The sequence below is a fragment of the Lachnospiraceae bacterium oral taxon 500 genome (assembly GCA_002999035.1).
Classification (GTDB): Bacteria; Bacillota; Clostridia; order Lachnospirales; family Vallitaleaceae; genus W11650.
The window spans coordinates 1,792,598-1,812,334 of record CP027241.1 but is presented as its reverse complement, the minus strand read 5'-3'; the positions used below and the strand labels follow the sequence as shown (position 1 = coordinate 1,812,334).

The following is a 19,737-nucleotide window of genomic DNA, read 5'->3' as shown; positions in this document are numbered from 1 at the left end:
ATCATTGATACTCCTTTTTAATCTTTAAAATCGGCATAATACCAAAGACTTCTTTAAAAAACTTGGCTTTGGACCGAAAGCTCCATTCTTCTAAAGTGGTATTGGTCAAAAACCGGGTCGTGGCAATTACCATCAATTCTTTATTCTTAATATTGATCGACTGCAACACATACTTGCCCTGATGCGATTTATCCAGAGCATTGGCCAAACCGATAATCGCCGTCAGCTTAGATACCAAAATCCGATCCCGCTGCGGCAAAGCCCGGTAGGCCGCGTCCGTCAGCTTCGGTCGGCTGTCGGTATGATTGCCGGCCACATGTGCAATAATATTAACTTCCCGCTCCGATAAGCCCAAAATCTCCAACGCTCCGATAATATGATAAGAATGCAGCGAATGATTGCTTTGGTCAATCGCTTTGCCCACATCCTGCAAAATGATGGCCGCCCGCAGCAGCAGCTCTTCTTCATTCATGCCGTGCAGGCGCTTTGTCTTTTTAAAGATAAAAGCGGCGTAGTTTTCCAATATTTTCTGATGCTTTTCATGATAATAAAAGCGCCCCGCCACTTCTCTGGCATTTTCCAAAATATCATCGGCATAAGCCGCTTTGCTGGTCAGCGAATAAATTTCTTCATGCATTTCGTTGATGATGCCTTCGTTTAAACCGGCCTTGGACAAAATAATCTGTTTGGCATCAATCTGCATAATCAGGTTCCCCAACAGCATAACGATCGGATGCAGAATTTCCGCTCTCTCATAAGAAATCTCATAATTTTTTCCCAGTTCTTCCACATTTTGCCGGAGAATAAACTGATACAGCCGGTAAAAATCTTCGGCCGGAAAACGATCGCTGCTCTGCCCAAAAAAGGACTGCTGAATCCGGTTCAGCAACTCGATTTCTCCGCCGACTACAATCAAATTCTTATAGCAGAGATTTTCCTGAAAAATATCAATCGCATCCAGATTGGCCTTGATATATTCTTCAATCACCATTTGATAATCCAGAAGCTCATTCTCCAAGGTGCCGAACACCTCACGCAGCCGAAGCGCTCCAATTTTGATGTTTTGAGTGGAATGAAGCGTCTGGTCATGATACGCCGTAATTTGAATACTGCCCGCTCCCACGGCAATCATCAGCGTATTTTCTGTTAAAATATTATCAATTCCGCTCATGCATGATTTAATCGCCCGGTGATGATAAAACTGCTCCTCCGAATTGCTGATTACCTGAATCTCAATCCCGGTCTTCTGTTTAATCTGATCGATAATATAGTCCCGGTTGCCGGCCTCTCTGAGCGCGGAAGTGGCCACCGCCTTATAATAGGAGACCTGATAGTCTCGAATCACCTGAGCAAAAACCTCCAGCAGCTCGCACAGCTTATCGACTGACTCAAAGCTGATCTTGCCGTCGTTAAAAGTATCCCGACCCAAGGTTGTCGTTTTATAAAAATGATCCAATTCCCGATATTCGCCTTTGCGGTTAATCTCGCCGACGGTCATTTGAATCGAATGCGAACCGACGTCAATGGCTGCGATTTGTTTTCTGGGCATAATTCTCCTCCTGCTTGTAAAAGAAAAGCCGTTTTTTTAATGATAGGCACAAATCCAAAACAACCGGCATTTCTTTCTTTAATCCTTATCTTTTCATTTTAACTCATATCTATCAAACAGTAAAGCGGTTTTGCTAAATTTCATTTAAAAAAGCACGCTGCCATCAACGTGCTTTTTTCATATTTCGTTTTATCTGCTAACTGGTTTGATGATTTTGGCAACACTTCTTTCTTTTAACATTTCCTTGTTAAAATATAAACTCAAAGCTGACGCAGCCTTTTTCCATCAACTTGGCTGCCGCCTGCTCCCTGCCTACACCCCGACTTCCCAGCCGGCCGCGCTTTCCCGGTAAGCCACAAACCTTTGATAAATCGGCGATTTCGCCATCAGCTCGGCATGCGTGCCGCTGCTTTCAATGCCGCCCCGCCCCAGCACCACGATTTGATCGGCATTTTTAATCGTATTCAGCTTATGGGCAATTACTATGGTCGTCTTATCCTTTAACAGATTTGCCAGCGCCTGCAAAAGCTGTTTTTCATTTTCCGGGTCAATGCTGGAGGTAGCTTCATCTAAAATGACGATTTTGCTGGGCTTTAACATCGCCCGAGCAATGGCTATCCGCTGCCGCTCCCCGCCGGAAAGGTTCGAACCGCCCTCCTGCAAAACCGTGTCATAGCCGGCCGGCAAACTCATAATAAAATCATGGCACCTGGCTTTTTTGGCCACTTCCATCATTTCTTCATCAGAAGCGGCCGGACTGCCGAACTTAATATTGCTGCGCACCGTATCATCAAACAAATACACATCCTGAAACACAAAGCTAAAGTTAGCCAGAAAAGCATCATAATTGAAGTCTTTTACATTTTTGCCGTCAACCAGCACCTCGCCGCCGGTTACATCCCAAAATCGCGATGCCAAGTGGCAGAGCGTTGTCTTACCGCTGCCGGAAAATCCGACAATGGCGGTCGTTTTGCCGGCCGGTATCGTCAGATTAAGATTATGAAACAGTTCGCCCTGGCCGTAAGAAAAGCTGACATTTTTCAGTTCTACCTTTGCTTCTTTTACCTCCGTTTGCTTCCCTTCCTCTATCACCGGCAGAGACCGGAGTTTTATCACCGTATCCAAATCCTGTACCGCAATTCCTTTTAAGTTCTGCATTCCGCCCACCATTTCAATACCGGAAAATACCACAAAACTTGAAACGATAAGCATAATGGCTTTTTCGGCAGAAATACCGCCAGCTATAAAACGCAGCAGCGAAATCCCAATAATAGTGACTATGCCCAGCTTAAAGACCGATAAATACACAAGCTGAATGGGCGCTGTTATTTTTTCAATATCCAGAAAGCCTTTTCTGGTTTCGGCAATAGCGGTCTGCAGTTCCGCTGCTGCCTCTTTATTTTTGCCAAAGGCCTTTAAGACGCTGATTCCTTTTACATATTCCAGTGTTTTGGCACTTAATTTAATTTTAATTTTCAGCAGCACCGTCGTCAGCTGATCCGCTTTTTTCTGAACCAGGGTATTGATAAAAACACCTATAAAGATAGTGGCTAAGACCAAAATACCGGTAACGGCGTCAAAGGGGAGCAAAAACAGCCCCATCATCACGGTTTGAATCGTGCCGGTAATTAACGCCGTGATAATAAAAATACCAACCGTTTCCAGCTCAGTGATCGCCGCCGACATCTGACCGGAAATATCGCCCGGACCGTTATCACTGAAATATCCCATATTGACCTTTTTCAGCCGGTCACCGACGATCAGCCGGTTTTCTGCCCCAAAACTGTAGGAAGCAATGTTTTTGTTTTTATCGGCCAAATATCCGAATATAATTTTTCCCGTCACTCCAGCCGCTGCGATCAAGGCAAGCGTGTAAACATCGCTTATAACCACCGGCCTGCTTTCAAATATGTTTGCACATGCCTTCATTAGCAAAAACAAAATCCCGCCCAGCATAAAACTTTCAAAAAAAGATTTCAGGGTATGAAATATCAGCATCTGCGTAATCCGGCCGGACTGTTCACCTGCCACCAAATAAAGTTTGCGTACCAACTCTCTCATCTTATCTGCCCTCCTCCGGCTTTTCCGTTCCGATATGAGCCTCCCAAAGTTCTCTGTAAACCGGACTTTTAGCCAAAAGCTCCGGATGTGTGCCCTGATTTTCAATCCTGCCCCTGTCCATTACCAAAATATTATCGGCGTGAGTGATGGTCGAAAGTCGATGCGCAATCATGATGACCGTTTTGCTCCGAATCAGCTCATTGATTGACTTTTGGATTTCCGCCTCGTTATCCGGGTCGGAATAGGCCGTCGCTTCGTCCAAAAGCACAATCGGACTGTCCTTTAACAGGGCTCTGGCAATCGTAATCCGCTGCCTTTCCCCACCGGAAAGAGTATCGCCGGCATCGCCCACCACCGTATCATAGCCCCTTGGCAGGCTCATAATAAAATCATGGCAGCTGGCTTTTTGACAGGCTGCTTTTACCTCCGCCAGGCTCGCATCCGACTTAGCCAATCTCATATTTTCCAGAATGCTTTTCCGAAATAAAAAGTTTTCCTGCGAAACATAAGTCACCAAATCCATGTTTTGACTGAGCGGCATGGCTGATAAATCTGCCTCGCCGATATAAATATGACCGGCGCTGACATTCCAAAACCCGGCCAGAAGCTTGGCAATCGTTGACTTTCCACTGCCCGAATAGCCGACAATCGCCGTCAGCTTCTTTTCCCCGGCTGTAAAGGAGAGATTGTCAAATACCGGCTGATCACCGTCATAACTAAAGCCCACATGGTCAAACCTGACCCCGTAAGACGAAACATCCAGCGCCTTATCTCCCCGTTTTAACTCCGGCAGTTCCATTACCCGGCTAATTTCATTTAAAATAACACCCACATTGGCCATCGTATCGGCATGACTCATGGCCTTGATCAACGGCCGGTAGGAAGCATACGACAGCAGAATGGCCATCACCGCCGTGCTGACTGTGATTCCGCCCGTCATATAAAGGTACAGCGCCGTCGGCAGGACAAAGAAAAGGGTCGACGGCAGGCTTTCCATAGCCGCCGTCATGGCAAAACAAACATGCAGGTACCAGTCCAGCATCGCGTCGCGGTTATTGTTAACTGCCGCTTTGAACTTGCCGTAGGAAGATGCCGACTGATTGAAAGCCTTAATCACCTCAATCCCCCGAATATATTCAACAATGCTTGTATTCATAGCCTTAGCCGCTTCCTGATAGCGTTTTGACCTTTCCGTATAGCCCGACATCATCAGCATGGAAAAAAGCAGTCCCAGCGGCAAAGTCAAAAGATTGGCCACCCCGATCCGCCAGTCCAGCGTGAAAATAATAACTACAATTACTACCGGAATAATGACATTGGCCAGCACTTCCGGAATCACATGCGCAATCGGTTGTTCCAGCTTATCCAGGGTTTCAACCATAAACTGCACCCATTGGCCGCTGCTTTTTTTCTCTATCTCTCCCATCGACAGCCGGCTCAGTTTTCCGGTCAGTTCTTTTCTTTGGCTTTCAATAATACGAAACGCCAAATTGTGGGAGGTCAGCGTCGATATTTCATGAAAAACAACATTTAAAATGAATCCGCCAAAAATCAGAAGCAAATCGCTTTGATAACCCGCAAACACTTTCTCCTCACCGATGATTTTCACCACAATATCCGCCAACCCGTAATACGGCAGCACGCCGCAGGCTACTCCGATGATTGCCGTCAAAACCGAAAATACAATTTGACCGGTATGATTTTTTAAAACCTTCACTTTCGTTTTTCTCCTTATAATGTCAAAAATATTTGGTACCCATGATGCAATGGCTCCGGCTGAAGCTTTCCTATGCTCTTGTATCATAAGTAATCGTTTTGCAAAATTGTTTACTGTTCCTAAAATGCAAGAAACCGAGCCGAAGCTCGATTTCAAAAGTATCATTTCAGTTTTAAATCTATTATTTTTTCCCAGGCATAATTCTGCGCCTCGGCCATCCGTTCTGCTATCTTGACCGCTTCTTTATACGGATAACCATGCGTTATCATCTCAAACATCGGTGTTAATGACATGGTTGAAAAGATATGAATCTCCTGATCTGACAACTTTGCCGGATTCAGTCCGTGCTTCTCCGCCGTTTTAAGGAACTGCCTGGCCGATGCCGCTTCAATATCAACAATCGTTTCTCTGATGTGTTCAAATCTTGTTCCGCCGGCACAGTTAAACATCAGCCGAAACGCATCAAAGTTTTCATAAATCAGCGCCAGCGCTTCTCTTGTTCCCCGCAGAGAATCTGCAAACATCTCTTCCGGATTTTCTTTCATATCATTCATCACCGCATCTGTGTGCCGGTCAAACAGCCGCAAAAGCTTGCGATAAGCCGGTTCAACCAGCGCATTGAAGATTTCTTCCTTACTGCCGAAATGCTTGTACAGCGCTCCGCCGGTTAACCCCGATTTTTTCGCGATGGAGCGGATTGATGCTTTTTCAAAGCCGCACTGCAAAAACTCCTGCTTCGCATTCTCCAGAATCAGCCGATGAGAATCCGTTTTATCCTTAGGCAAAGTTATCCCTTCTTTCTTTTGGTAGCTTGGCTTGCTCATGCCAAAAAATCATATTTTTAAGCTGACTGTACGCAGCGTTTTGACAGGGCTGAGCGTATACGGCTAAAAATATAAAGTCTGCCATCAAAAAAGCTTGATTGGTAAACAATGTTTACTAAAAGATATCACTTTTGAGAATGATTGTCAATAGCATTTTATTTTTTGTATATAACGGCGTACAAAAGTTCTTCACCCTGCCGGTGCGGCTTTGGGTGGAACGTTGCTGACCGCTGCAGCATCCGGTACTTCCATAAATATGTCTCCGCCACATCGATTCCAAAAAAGAAAAGCACCCCGGATTTCTCCAAGATGCTCTGCAAGCACTTTTCTATGCTATCCCCAAAAGCAAGAGAGTTCTCTCTCCGGGGAAAATACTTTTTTATTCCTTGCTTTTCGGAAGGAAATCTATGAGGTGCCTCCAAACGCCGTATGACGCGGAAAACATTTGCGGCTTCTGCTTCCCTCGTTAAACAACATTGCTTATCTCCAATCCTGTAAAGCAATATATTTTTTAAGCAATTTTCCAAATCAAATTTACGAAATGCCCTACGATAACGATAATAAACAGAGTGAATAGATTCACGGCATTGTTGGACATCCATGAGAAACCCTGAACAGGATTTTGCCCCGCATAGATTTTTTTATCGCTAAAAACACCTTCCGCTGTTAAATATTTTCGTTGGAACAACGCTCCCAAAACGCTGTCAATCAAAGTTCCTGCAAAAGCCATAAGTGTTACGAATGCCATGCCCTGATATCCAAACTGCGGAAAAGCAAGCCAAGCTGATAAAAATCCTCCTGTCAATCCTGCCCACAATCCCAGCCAACTTATTCCACCCGAAACACCTCGCTGAACATTTTTTCCTGTGATAATGCTAAAAACCCTTCCTTTCCCGAGTACACCAATCTCTGACGAAAAAGTATCCGCGGTTGCTGCTGCAAAAACCACAAAACTCAGTAAAGAAAACACCATATTATTCGGCGAAAAATATTTACAAAATACCAATATACAAGCCGGCAAAGAATTGGATACCACCTGCCGCCATGTCCTGGCACCACCAGATTCTTGAAATCGATCTGCTTCCAGCTTTCGTTCATTCTTAATCTTGCTGACACCGCTTCCCAGAAAATAAAAAGCATACAGACTCAAAGCAATCCAAACGCCACCCAGAAGATAAAGGGTTATCGCCGTCAAAATAGCAGCCACAGCACCATCTGATGTCAGCAATCGGAACTTGAAACTCACCAAAAGAACGCCAATTGAGAATATGAAGTAGATGAAAAAGAAAATATCGCCATAGTAAAATGACAAGGTGGCAAAGAGCGCCGAACCGATTGGCAGTGTCAAATTATCCGCGCCTTTGATTCCCGCTGCTTCGATAAATGCAGACAAAAATCCGTTGCATACAGCGATTAAAATAATCATGCCTATGCCGAGTCGCAAGATATGTTCAGCCTCTCCGACCGTCAGTAGAGTGATGGCGGTGACCACCGTCGCTACAACAAAGACTGTCACACTGCCTGCCAAAGTTTTATCCGGCGCAAAATAATAGGGCTTTTTCTTTCCGAATTTTGCTCCAACCAGTGCCGCCAAACCATCACCATAAGCCATGATCAGGACTCCGATTATCGGAAACATATCCCATCCGGTAGCAAAGCGAACCACGATCGTCACGCAAAGACTGATGGAATAATATACCGTTCCCCAACTGTCATCCTGTCTTTCCATTGAAGAAATCAAATTGTATTTTCGGCTCAATGCATTGATAATGACAAACAGTGCCGGGACGAAGATTGCCGCTTTGACATCGGTAAAAAAAGCGGAAGCAAAAACCCAATTCCCCAGCATAATATGAATAAATTTACGGCTCAGCTCGCCTTGATTCTTCTTAAAAAACAATGTTGAAAAACCAATTATAGCAAAAATATATATAAAAGATAGTCCTATCAACAAAATATTCATAGATTCTCCTTATCCTGAACTCGTTCGTTCACCTTTCCTTTTTCCTCATGTCCTTCGTTACAATTGAAGTTCTTCCTCTTAACTTGCTCAACTCTGCTCGCCACCATTTTCAGCAAATCACTCTTGCACTTGGCGTTGGTGTAGCATCTTTTGGTAAAACAATTGTAATTATTTTTTCTGACTTCTTCCAAAATCGTCTGATAAAATACAGCCGCAGCCGTCACCGGAAAGAGCGCATCCGAACTGAACATATATAAATGCTTATAAAATTTATCATAGTAATACTCCGCGAGCAGAGCCATCTCCTCCCATAGATGAACCACTTTATCCGCCACCTTAAAATTCGGTTAAAAAAATGAATGCCATCTTTGCCAAACGGTGGGTAAAGCCGAAAGATTTTCCAATTCTTTTCTTGTAACGCTATATTTTTTCATAAAAGTTTGCGGAATATAGATTCTGTTTCTGTTTCTCAAATCCTCTCCGATATCTCTGAGAATATTTGTAATCTGCATCGCAATTCCCAATTCTTCACACATCGATCCATAGCGCTCATCCGCGTTCTCACCTCGCAGCATCGGTGCTAACATCAGCCCTACCGTACCGGCTACTTTTTTGCAGTATAGGATTAAATCATCTTTGTCCTCTATGATTTTAAAATCAATATCGCTTTTTTGTCCGTCAATTTGCTCAAGCAATGCTTCAAGTGGAATTTGCCGAATTCGAACGGCATTTTCAAAAGCAGGCCACCAGGCATATTTTTTATAATTTTCTCTCTGACTACTGCCGTTATACAAAGATTTCACATCTTCTTCCAAAAGGTTTAAGAGTTGAAGCCGCGTCTCCTTGCTCTGCGATTCTATATCTGCCAAATCATCCGCATATCGACAAAATGCATAGACCGCCGTTATATCTAAAAACTTGGTTCGCTCAATTTTCTCCAATGCCGCATGGAAACTTGATGCGTTTTTTTGCATAATCTCTTCGGCGACTTGGTATGATGGCTGTAAGTTCATGAGAAATTCGCTCCTTCCACATCAAGGCGAAGTTCCTCGGCGCATATTTTGCCGCTCTGCATCACAATAGGCACTCCGGCTCCCGGATGCATGCTGCTGCCGGCAAAATATAACCCTTCGCAGGAAAGACATTTTGCCTGTGGTCTCAGATGATTGCTTTGAGTTAAAGTAGGCTGCAATCCAAAAGTCGCACCTCGATAGGCATTGAAAGAGTTCATAAAATCGCGAGGCGTAAAATAGCGCTCGGAAGAGATTTTCTCTCTCAAGTTTTTCAAAGAAGGCAACTTCTCCAATGCAGAAATGGCATGCTCTCTATAATAACCGACTGTCGCATCATCCCATTCGTACTGCGATGCCTCCACATCCGAGACCGGAATCAGAAGATAAAAAGAAGATTTACCCTCAGGTGCCATTGTTGAATCGACATTGGAAGGAATATGAAGATATACGGATGGTTCTTTGATTTTACTTCCGTCAAAAATACTTTTCAAATTTGAATCCAAATCATCTGCGACGACAAAGGTATGGGCAGCAAGATCCGGATAAACTCCTTCCACTCCCCAATAAAAGACAAGGCAGGAACAGGAATAATCCATAGAATCGATCTTGGCGGAATCATATTTTCCTTTGGCGGAATCATCCCGGATCAGATTTTTCATCGCGTATGGAAAATCGGCATTACAAACCACCAAATCTGCCGGAATTTCTTTGCCCAAAACCGAAATACCTCTCACCTTATTATTTTTCGTAATAATTTCTTCCACAGGCATCTCGTAATGAATCACCCCGCCAAGTTCTTCAAACAGTTTCGCCATCTGACCAGCCATCGTAAACATTCCGCCTTTTATAAACCAAACTCCGTAAAGCAACTCAATCATGGGAATGATATTGTATAAAGAAGGTCCTTTTTTCGGAGAAACCCCAATATATAAAGTTTGAAAGCTGAGCATCTGTTGGAAGTCTTTGTCCGGTATGAACTTTGCCATCATTTGATCCGCACTGTCAAAAGTTTTTAATTTCAAGGCATTCCAAAGAACCTTCGGGTTGTAAAAATCACGTTTATGCCTAAAAGGCTTGGTAATAAAATGCTCCAACGCAACCTGATAGCGCTTGTAAATCGAGCTGAGATAATCATACAATCCCATCGAATTTTCAAAGCCCTTGCTTTCAAAAGTTTTATGCAGTTCTTCCAAATCATTCGAAATAGAATAGGATCTTAAAGTCGACGAATTAAAATATACATCATACATCGGAGCCAATTTGACCATAGGAATGTAGTCGTCCGGATTGCGCCCCGCGATTTCAAAAATTTCTCGATAAACTGACGGCATCATCACCAAGGTCGGCCCGACATCAAAAGAATGACCATCAAATTCCAATCGATGCATCTTTCCGCCGGGAACAGCATTTTTCTCATAAATCTCTACTTCATATCCGGCATTTTGGAGACGAATTGCAGCAGAAAGTCCACCAATTCCAGCACCTATAACCAATACTTTTTTCATAATCCTCCTTCAATAGCGTTTTTTGTCAGCTCAAAAAATCACTACAAAAATCATTGGCTCGTGCCTCCCTTGTGGGACAATGAGTTGTAGTAGTAAAATCAATCAAAACTTTTATAGTTCCAATTGTATCCCTTTTTTTCGTAAGTTTTCTATACACTCAAATAGATATTCCGTATTATGTTCTTTGTAAATTGGGCTATCTATCTTTTTTTCTTCAAGATTATAGTAATTTTCTGCTTTCTTTCCTCTATAATTCTTATCTCTCCATTCTTCAGAAACCTTATATCCTCTTTTTTCCATTTCATCCATAACTAATGAATGATACATAAATAAGTGATATGGAGAATATAAAAATACATAATCTACTGTTTTATGTTTCTTATTCCACCCATTTCCCCTAAGCGCACAGCATTCTCTATGTTGTCCAAGAAGCTGATTTTTAGGCAATAGATGAATCATTTGTTCATGCCAGAGTCTCATCTTGTTCTCCTGTTAATAAAGTAGATTCTTGTAAATATTTATTTGGATATTTCTTTAGTAAGGTATTGATATATTCAATCACAGATTTCTGATTATTCTTCCCTGCCATATATTCTTCTAATATATTAAATAATCCTTGTTTTTCAATTTCGCTTGCCTCTTTTTTGAAATATCCCCATACATGAAGAATAGCATTACTAAAATCTTTTTTACTTTCTTTTAGATCCCTTGCTTTTTGTATTTTTTCATTTAAAAATAAAATATCTACTTCTTTTGCTTTCAAATACTCTCTTATCTCCAGATATGCCTTATGCGATTTACTCAGCACATAATATTTATTTTTTGCCCATACATCTTCACATTCTTTTTTTATATTCTTGTGCTTCACTTTGCGCCTTCTTTCAAAATATTCTCAGCATCATCTATGAAATATCTCAGTACTTTATACCTATTCAAATATGCCCTAAATCTATATATTTATTATACTATCATGTATAGCCATATTAATCAACTCATAGCTTAAAACATTATAATCTATTTTTTATCAAGCTTCCGTCCATTTGCTGCCAGAAACCACCTCGGGCTTCGCCCTCGGTCCTTTCTGGCATTCTTATATTTTCAATCAAAAAAGAAAGCCCTTGAATGCCAAGCATTCGGGCTTTCAAAAGTTTTTGTATTTATCTCACGATCCGACAATCCGAAACCATCGGATTGCCAAATTATTTCTTATCCCTTTTTATAATCTTCCAATATCCCTTTCGGCTGGAACCTATTCGTTCAATCATGCTGCTGTCCTGCAGCCCTTTCATAACACGCTTAACAGACATCAGAGAAATTTGTAGTTTATCTTTTAATTCCAGCTGTGTAATTGACGGTTCCTCTGTAAGAATTACCAACGCCTTCGCCATATTGATTTTTAGAAAATCTTCTCGATTGGTTTCTCGATTGGTTTCTCGATTGGTTTCTCGATTGGTTTCTGAACCGATTTCCCTATCAAATGAATACTTATCATCTAATGGCACAACAATCCGAAACACATCCCCCTCCTCAAACACAGGATCTTTTCCAGAATAGGCTCTTGTATATTTGAACAACTTATGCACACCAGAACCTAATCTGTCAGCTCTGCCAATATTTCTGAAAAAAGATGCAATCAATGGATTTTTCGGATTTGGCTCCAGATTTTCCGGCGTAATGAATCCGTTAATTGTTGGAGTGAAAATAGCAGGGTTGCTGATAACAGCGATAAAATTCTTCACCATATCTGGTGCGGCTCTCGGTGGAATACCACTAACCGTTCCATCATCCAGTACTCCCATAAATATGTCTCCGCCAAATCGATTCAAAAAGGAGCATACACTTTCATAAGTATCAGATTCAATACCATTACCACAGCGTTTAAACTCAACTGCGACAGTTTCACCGATTTTCAATATTGATTTTAAAGTTTTTGAATCCACAAGACATCCCCCCTTCAAAAAGTTATTATACTCTAAACTGTTAGCAATATCAATGAACGGTATTTTTAACTTTTCATTTTATATCAAAATTCCATCAACTATAAAAGGTGAGATCACTAACGCCGTCTCACCTTGAAACTTGATTTTATTCTTTAATTTCTGCCAGCACCATTTGACAAAGAATCATTTTATTCTTTACCAACACCATTTGACAAAGAACCTTATATTTTCAATCAAAAAAGAAAGCCCTTGAATGCAAGCATTCGGGCTTTCTTCCCCTTTCCTTCTTCTCCGATAAGCAGATTTGCTGCCTGAAACCACCTCGGGCTTCGCCCTCGGTCCTTTCTGGCATCCTTATATTTTCAATCAAAAAAGAAAGCCCTTGAATGCCAAGCATTCGGGCTTTCTTCCCCTTTCCTTCTTCTCCGATAAGCAGATTTGCTGCCTGAAATCACCTCGGGCTTCGCCCTCGGTCCTTTCTGGCATTCTTATATTTTCAATCAAAAAAGAAAGCCCTTGAATGCAAGCATTCGGGCTTTCTTTCCCTTTCCTTCTTCTCCGATAAACAGATTTGCTGCCAGAAACCACCTCGGGCTTCGCCCTCGGTCCTTTCTGGCATTCTTATATTTTCAATCAAAAAAGAAAGCCCTTGAATGCAAGCATTCCGGCTTTCTTTCCCTTTCCTTCTTCTCCGATAAGCAGATTTGCTGCCTGAAATCACCTCGGGCTTCGCCCTCGGTCCTTTCTGGCATTCTTATATTTTCAATCAAAAAAGAAAGCCCTTGAATGCAAGCATTCCGGCTTTCTTTCCCTTTCCTTCTTCTCCGATAAGCAGATTTGCTGCCAGAAACCACCTCGGGCTTCGCCCTCGGTCCTTTCTGGCATTCTTATATTTTCAATCAAAAAAGAAAGCCCTTGAATGCAAGCATTCCGGCTTTCTTTCCCTTTCCTTCTTCTCCGATAAGCAGATTTGCTGCCAGAAACCACCTCGGGCTTCGCCCTCGGTCCTTTCTGGCATTCTTATATTTTCAATCAAAAAAGAAAGCCCTTGAATGCAAGCATTCCGGCTTTCTTTTTTGATTGAAAATGCAAATCTGCTTATCTTTTGGAAAATTGAGGGGCGCGACGGGCTTTTTTGAGACCGTATTTCTTTCTCTCTTTCATCCGCGGGTCGCGAGTTAAGAAGCCTTCTTTTTTCAGAGCCGGACGATTGTCGGCATCTACTTCCAAAAGTGCTCTGGCAATACCGTGCCGGATTGCACCGGCCTGACCGGTAAATCCACCGCCTTTAACGGTGATTTTGGCATCATAGCGTCCCAATGCGCCAATCAAAGTCAACGGCTGACGAACAATCGTCTTTAAGGTTTCCAAACCAAAATATTCGTCAATACTCTTTCCGTTTATCGTAATATTCCCATTACCGGGAACTAAATATACTCTTGCTACACTGCTTTTTCTGCGACCTGTGCCGTAATATTGTACTGAAGCCATGGATTACCCTCCTTTATTAGCCTAATTGAATGTTCAGTGTCATCGTTTCCGGTTTCTGTGCTGCATGCGGATGCTCCGCACCGCTGTACACCCGAAGCTTCTTCAAGGTCTGACGGCCCAAAGAGTTTTTCGGCAGCATACCCTTAACGGCATGCATAACAACTTCTTCCGGTTTATTCTTTAATAAATCCCTGTACTTAACTGACTTCAATCCGCCGGGATATCCGGTGTGATGATAATGGAACTTCTTGTCCAATTTATTTCCGGTCAATACCACCTTATCGGCGTTCACTACAATCACAAAATCTCCCATATCAGCGTGGGGGGTAAATGTCGGTTTATTTTTTCCGCGCAGCACCTTAGCTACTTCCGATGCAAGTCTTCCTAAAGTTTGTCCCTCAGCATCAACAACATACCATTTTCTACTGATTTCGGCTGCCTTTGGCATGAATGTTTTCATCAATCTTCCTCCTTGTTCTTTTCCGGTTTTCTTTGTCATTCATAAGATCCGGGGCTAAGGGATATATGAATTCACATTTAGTTATTATATTAAAATTATCTTCTGCTGTCAAGTACCTTTTTTGAATTTTGATTAGAGTTCCGGCCAGCATGGTTGATACCAGCGAAAATCTTAGCTTAAAAAAGTATATCCATCATTTATGCCTATTTTCTAACGCTATGCCTGAACCGTAACGCACCTGGCCGCAATCCTTTTTTATAAACCCAAAACCTTGACTGCATTTGTGCCCAGCACTTTTTCCCGTTCCTGATCATTTAACTCGGTCAGACTTTCCTGATATCTGGAAATCGGCAACAGCGGATAATCGGTTGCAAATAAAATCTTATCCAAAATACCAATCTCACGGACAGCCCGATAAATCGCCTTATCATATAAAAAGACGGCAGCCGCCGTATCATAATAAACATTTGCAAACGCCGCCCGTATTTCTTTCATTAGTTCAAAAAACAGCAGCCCGCCGCCAAAATGCGCTAAAATAATCGGTAACTCCTGATGGTGATAAATAAAGGTTTCCACTTCCTTCATCGTTACCTTGGTTTTTCCGGCATAGACATGTCCTACGGTTTCATTCGTATGCAGCAAAAGCGGCAGTCGGTATTCCTGCAAATAATTTTTGAAGTGAGTCTGATGAAGCGTCGTCAGATCCATTTTTTGCCCCTCGGGAAAAAGCTCACCCACGCCCCTTAATCCACCTTCATAGCAGCGGCGGATTTCCTGAGCCATATCGGGATGGCGCACCGGCAAAACCATAAACCCAATCAAGCGGTCAGGATTTTGCCGCACCGCTTCCATTGTGTAATCATTGACATAGCGACACAGCCCCATATCCTGAAAGCCAAAGCCAAAGACAACTCCTTTATCAAAATCATTGTCCTGCAAATGAGCGGTCACTTGCTCATAAGTAGCAAAGCGATTATGCGGCGTTTCCGATAACAGCCGGAAATAGGGCTCTTTTTCTCCGATTTTCTTAAAATCCCGAATAATATCCGGTGGCGTAATATGAATATGGCTATCTATCTTCATGCTTTCCCTGCTTTCTTTTTCGCCGGTAACTTGCTTGACAACTTAGCCGATGTTGTCACCCGCCGGCATCAGCAATCCCTGGCTAACGCTTTCAACATCCCTGTCAAACTGCCGGTACTTAATTACTCAACTTTCCCCTGATCGAAGTGCTTCGTACTTCTGCCCGGGCGGGCAATCTGCCATAGTCTTTTTTGACTCTATCCCGCTCGGAGAGCAGATGCCCTGATCGAAAGCTTCGCTTTCTGCCCGGGCGGGCAGTCTGCATGGACTCACTCCCGCGATTTGCTTTGCAAATCGCGGGAGTGAGTCCATGCAACGAGTCTAAAAAAGACTGTTCTGGCGAACATGGGAAAGTTGAGTTAATTATTTAAACATTAAACCGGAACAGAATAACGTCGCCGTCCTTGACCACATATTCCTTGCCTTCCTGCCGCACCAGTCCCTTTTCCTTGGCCGCCTGATAATTGCCGCAGGCAATCAGGTCATCATAGGACACTATCTCCGCTTTGATAAAGCCTCGCTCAAAATCACTGTGAATCTTACCGGCCGCTCCGGGAGCCTTAGTTCCCTTGGTAATCGTCCACGCCCGCACCTCTTTTTCTCCGGCCGTCAGATAGCTGATTAGGCCAAGAAGCGAATAGGAAGCATGAATCAATTTATCCAGGCCCGAATCCTTTAAGCCCAGTTCTTCCAAAAACTCTTTCTTTTCCGCTTCGTCCAAATCGGCAATTTCCGACTCTAACTTAGCACTGACCACAAAAGCCTCTGACCCCTCAGCTGCCGCCAGTTCTTTCACCGACTGCACAAAAGGATTGGCCGCACCGTCGTCCGCCAAATCTTCTTCCGCCACATTGGCCGCATAAATCGTCGGCTTGGCGCTGAGCAGATTGAATTCTTTCAGCATTTCGGCTTCTTCTTCCGTCATCGTCATCCGCCGAACGGATTTTCCGCCTTCTAAGACTTCTTTGATCCGCAATAAAAAGTCCATCTCGCCCTGTAATGATTTATCAGCTTTCACCGTCTTTGCCGTTTTGGCAATCCGGCGTTCCAAGATTTCCAAATCCGAAAAAATCAGCTCCAGCTGAATGGTTTCAATATCGCGCAAAGGCTGAATCGAACCATCTACATGGACGATATTGCTGTCCTCGAAACAGCGAACAACATGCACCACCGCATCAACTTCACGAATATGGCTTAAAAACTTATTTCCCAGTCCTTCGCCTTGACTGGCTCCTTTCACCAAGCCCGCAATATCCACAAACTCAATCACCGCCGGCGTTGTTTTTTGCGACTGATATAACTCCGTCAAAACCTGCAGCCGCTTATCCGGTACGGTAACAATCCCGACATTGGGGTCAATCGTACAAAACGGATAATTGGCAGCCTCTGCCTTATCCTTGGTCAAAGAATTGAATAATGTACTCTTGCCCACATTGGGGAGGCCTATGATTCCTAATTTCATAATATATACTTCTCCTTTGATTGTGTTTTATTTTGCGAATATTTTGTGACTTGCTGTTTCATCCAATTCAGCGGCAAACCCATGAAAACACTGGAAATACACCCTTTTATCGCTGCCGTCATAATTGCATTAAGGGCATTATCTATTCTTATCTTTTCACCGGCTGTTGCCATAACAGTAACATTATATCAGCATTTCGGGCTTTGTCAATTGGCAGGGAGCAGAAGCTCTCTCAGAATAACCCCCGACATTTTTGTTGTCGCAGGCCAAAAGTTTGAAAAGCGAATTGTCATATTACTATAAAAGGCGAGATAGCCAAATGCCATCTCACCTTAAGCCCTGATTTTATTCTCAAAAACTGACCAACACCATTTGACAAAGAGTCTATCTTCCTATCCATTAAAAAAAGGGGCTTCTTGGTTTTTCTTCTACTCTTGAGCTTTCAAAAGAAAAATTCTTCTTCCGCTTCTCCTTTGATATCTATAGACCAAAAAATCAAATCATTTTTCACACAACCATACCCAAACTCAATCTTGTCGTTTTTTTATTAAGCCCCACGAGTTCTCCTCACCCTCGATTTCTTTTAATACATATTTTTTCTCCAGTAGATCCCTTATTTTATGAAAATTATAAAACCTCAACTCACTTGGCTCTTTCGTTCCGGTTTTATTTTATATTGATATAAATCTTGAACATCAGAATGTTCCGTATCTCTGCTAAATTCTGCCGGTTTCGCCTTATTGTAACTTCCAAAATTAAGATTCCATTCTATGACATTTAAATTCATAATCTTTCCATTCAAAATTAGACTAACAAAATTTATATTTTCCACTTCATCCCATTATGTTTAATTTCATCGCTCTCTTCATTCGAAAGTACATAATAAGTACCTTCTCCCCTTAACAAAGACACGGATACAATTTGAGCATTTCCTTTTTTATCAAAGGTAAGTTTAAACAAATCAAAGATTGGATCGCCGGTTTTGCATAGTAGTATCCGGCTTATCTCTTTATTTGCCTTCTGCACTTTCAAAACCTTATAATACTTTTCTAAAACTACTCCATATTCCAGTTCTAACAACTTATACAAAGAAAAATCACCTGTTAACTTTTCATAAATTCCCGGAAATCGTTTTAGCGGAATATAATTATTATCAATCATAATCGGTCTTTCGTCTGCATACATAACACGTTTCAAATAAATTACTTCATCATCCGAGTTAATTTCCAAATCTTTTGCGTAAGACTCCGTCACTTTAATAATCTGTTTTTCTATGATTTCTGAATTGACTTTTTTCCCGTTTTGGGTAATAGCCTCATGAAAGCCGCTCACGCCTTGATCCAGTCTCGCCTTAGTTTCCGGACCAATAACGAAAGTTCCTTTTCCCTGCTTTTTAACCAATACCTCCTCGTCGCACAACTCCTTAATCGCCCGGCGAACCGTAATTCTACTGACGTTGTATTGTTTTTCTAATTCCGCTTCACTGGGCATACGATCTCTATAGCTATACTTCTTACTTTCAATTTCCTTTTTTATTACATTTTTGAGTTGTTCATACAGCGGTGTTGACACATTTTGATCCAGCATTGACTTCTTCTCCTATTTTCTCTTATTTTACGACGTCTTTCCTCAATGAAACCTGCTGGTACAGGTAAAACTGAGCCTTTTAGAAATCTTTTCATTTCTATTTTGCCTCAATGTCATACCCGGGATTCATACTGTCCAAATCTCCTCTTTTAACCTTTTCTTTTACAAGTTCCCTTTCAATATCTCGCAATTGCTTATCATACCTTTTTAAAATCAAATTGTCAACTTACCTTATCCGGCTATGCTCTTTAATCCATCGAATGAGGATGCCCAAATCCTCCATGAATAGTGCAACTGACAGCCGCTCGTTCCGCTGCATAGTCCAAAGCATCTTCCATTATTTTTCCATCTTCATAAGCAGTCAAAAATCCAGCAATAAAACTATCCCCCGCTCCCATCGTATCTACTATATTTATTTTTTTAATCCCCTGGTGATAAAATTTTTCTCCATCATAAAAAATTGCCCCTTTGGATCCTCTGGTAATCCCTCCAATCTTGGTTCCCAACTTGTGCACCTGTTTTAAGAACGTTTCACATTCCTCAACCGTCATATCCGAACCGGAAAAAAACGCATATGTCAGATATGGACAGACTCTCCGTAAATACTCTTGCTCTTTTTTATCAGAAAAATCAAACGATATCCGGCAAATCTGCGAAAGCCTTTCCAATTCATATTCTAAACTGGAATAGCAGCTGGTATGGCAAACATCGTATTCTTTGATAATCGCTTCGTCCTCTTCGACAATTCTAATAGCAAACAAGTGCTGACAGCTATCCCGTATCCCCGGCGCAAACACTCGATCTCCATCTTTTAAATACACTCTTGGCTGAGCTGTGGGAGCGTATACCTTTCTGGATCGCTCAAAAGTAACCCCCTCTTCCGTCAAACACTGCTTGATATACTCCGCACGTTCATCATCTCCAAATATTCCGATATAATTGACTCTTTCCGCCCCATTTTTTTTACAATTCACCGCTACATTAAGGGCATTTCCACCCGGAAAATATATTTTTTCATCTATATAGCAATCCGTCACATTATCACCAATCGCAATCAATCTCATATCTTAAAACCCTTCCTC

Annotated in this window: 20 protein-coding genes; all 20 read right to left on the bottom strand. The window is 42.3% G+C overall.

Annotated elements, in window-relative coordinates; genetic code table 11:
* Nucleotide 1 precedes the first annotated feature (1 nt).
* The 20 genes from C3V36_08315 to C3V36_08220 all read right to left on the bottom strand — a co-directional run bounded on the left by C3V36_08315 (nt 2) and on the right by C3V36_08220 (nt 19,719).
* Nucleotides 2–1,549, bottom strand: coding sequence for a hypothetical protein (locus tag C3V36_08315; GenBank protein AVM69244.1), 1,548 nt, complete (start codon nt 1,547–1,549; stop codon nt 2–4).
* Between the two features lie 312 nt (nt 1,550–1,861).
* Nucleotides 1,862–3,610, bottom strand: coding sequence for an ABC transporter ATP-binding protein (locus C3V36_08310; GenBank protein AVM69243.1), 1,749 nt, complete (start codon nt 3,608–3,610; stop codon nt 1,862–1,864).
* A 1-nt stretch (nt 3,611) separates the two neighbouring features.
* Nucleotides 3,612–5,327: an ABC transporter ATP-binding protein gene (locus C3V36_08305; protein AVM69242.1), complete on the bottom strand. Its 1,716-nt coding sequence runs from the start codon at nt 5,325–5,327 to the stop codon at nt 3,612–3,614.
* A gap of 161 nt (nt 5,328–5,488) precedes the next feature.
* Nucleotides 5,489–6,151 (bottom strand): TetR/AcrR family transcriptional regulator, encoded by a 663-nt coding sequence (locus C3V36_08300; GenBank protein AVM69241.1) that lies wholly within the window; start codon nt 6,149–6,151, stop codon nt 5,489–5,491.
* Between the two features lie 155 nt (nt 6,152–6,306).
* Entirely contained in the window at nt 6,307–6,654 is a 348-nt protein-coding gene (locus tag C3V36_08295) for a hypothetical protein (GenBank protein AVM69240.1), read from the bottom strand.
* Between the two features lie 8 nt (nt 6,655–6,662).
* Nucleotides 6,663–8,114 (bottom strand): hypothetical protein, encoded by a 1,452-nt coding sequence (locus C3V36_08290; GenBank protein ID AVM69239.1) that lies wholly within the window; start codon nt 8,112–8,114, stop codon nt 6,663–6,665.
* Nucleotides 8,111–8,416 (bottom strand): hypothetical protein, encoded by a 306-nt coding sequence (locus C3V36_08285; GenBank protein ID AVM69238.1) that lies wholly within the window; start codon nt 8,414–8,416, stop codon nt 8,111–8,113. Before C3V36_08285 ends, C3V36_08290 begins: the two co-directional genes overlap by 4 nt.
* 45 nt (nt 8,417–8,461) lie before the next feature.
* The gene (locus C3V36_08280; GenBank protein ID AVM69237.1) at nt 8,462–9,127 is read right to left on the bottom strand and encodes a hypothetical protein; all 666 of its coding nucleotides are present in this window, start codon (nt 9,125–9,127) and stop codon (nt 8,462–8,464) included.
* Complete coding sequence (locus C3V36_08275; GenBank protein AVM69236.1) at nt 9,124–10,632, bottom strand: dehydrosqualene desaturase; 1,509 nt, start codon at nt 10,630–10,632, stop codon at nt 9,124–9,126. The genes C3V36_08280 and C3V36_08275 overlap by 4 nt, the downstream gene beginning before the upstream one ends.
* A 111-nt stretch (nt 10,633–10,743) precedes the next feature.
* Complete coding sequence (locus tag C3V36_08270; protein AVM69235.1) at nt 10,744–11,112, bottom strand: hypothetical protein; 369 nt, start codon at nt 11,110–11,112, stop codon at nt 10,744–10,746.
* Nucleotides 11,096–11,500, bottom strand: coding sequence for a DUF1722 domain-containing protein (locus C3V36_08265; protein AVM69234.1), 405 nt, complete (start codon nt 11,498–11,500; stop codon nt 11,096–11,098). Before C3V36_08265 ends, C3V36_08270 begins: the two co-directional genes overlap by 17 nt.
* Before the next feature lie 331 nt (nt 11,501–11,831).
* Nucleotides 11,832–12,572, bottom strand: coding sequence for a hypothetical protein (locus C3V36_08260; GenBank protein ID AVM69233.1), 741 nt, complete (start codon nt 12,570–12,572; stop codon nt 11,832–11,834).
* A gap of 496 nt (nt 12,573–13,068) precedes the next feature.
* On the bottom strand, nt 13,069–13,293 hold the full coding sequence (locus C3V36_08255) for a hypothetical protein (protein ID AVM69232.1): 225 nt from the start codon (nt 13,291–13,293) through the stop codon (nt 13,069–13,071).
* Between the two features lie 41 nt (nt 13,294–13,334).
* On the bottom strand, nt 13,335–13,559 hold the full coding sequence (locus tag C3V36_08250; GenBank protein AVM69231.1) for a hypothetical protein: 225 nt from the start codon (nt 13,557–13,559) through the stop codon (nt 13,335–13,337).
* Between the two features lie 111 nt (nt 13,560–13,670).
* Nucleotides 13,671–14,063: a 30S ribosomal protein S9 gene (locus C3V36_08245; protein ID AVM69230.1), complete on the bottom strand. Its 393-nt coding sequence runs from the start codon at nt 14,061–14,063 to the stop codon at nt 13,671–13,673.
* 16 nt (nt 14,064–14,079) lie between these two features.
* Nucleotides 14,080–14,523 carry a 50S ribosomal protein L13 gene (locus tag C3V36_08240; protein AVM69229.1) on the bottom strand — a complete coding sequence of 148 codons (444 nt, stop codon included), beginning with the start codon at nt 14,521–14,523 and terminating at the stop codon, nt 14,080–14,082.
* A gap of 255 nt (nt 14,524–14,778) precedes the next feature.
* Nucleotides 14,779–15,606 carry a metal-dependent hydrolase gene (locus tag C3V36_08235; protein AVM69228.1) on the bottom strand — a complete coding sequence of 276 codons (828 nt, stop codon included), beginning with the start codon at nt 15,604–15,606 and terminating at the stop codon, nt 14,779–14,781.
* A 367-nt stretch (nt 15,607–15,973) separates the two neighbouring features.
* Nucleotides 15,974–17,068: a redox-regulated ATPase YchF gene (locus C3V36_08230; GenBank protein ID AVM69227.1), complete on the bottom strand. Its 1,095-nt coding sequence runs from the start codon at nt 17,066–17,068 to the stop codon at nt 15,974–15,976.
* A gap of 819 nt (nt 17,069–17,887) precedes the next feature.
* Nucleotides 17,888–18,655, bottom strand: a complete 768-nt coding sequence (locus C3V36_08225) for a GntR family transcriptional regulator (protein ID AVM69226.1) — start codon at nt 18,653–18,655, stop codon at nt 17,888–17,890.
* Between the two features lie 248 nt (nt 18,656–18,903).
* Entirely contained in the window at nt 18,904–19,719 is an 816-nt protein-coding gene (locus C3V36_08220; protein AVM69225.1) for a carbohydrate kinase, read from the bottom strand.
* Between the last annotated feature and the right edge of the window lie 18 nt (nt 19,720–19,737).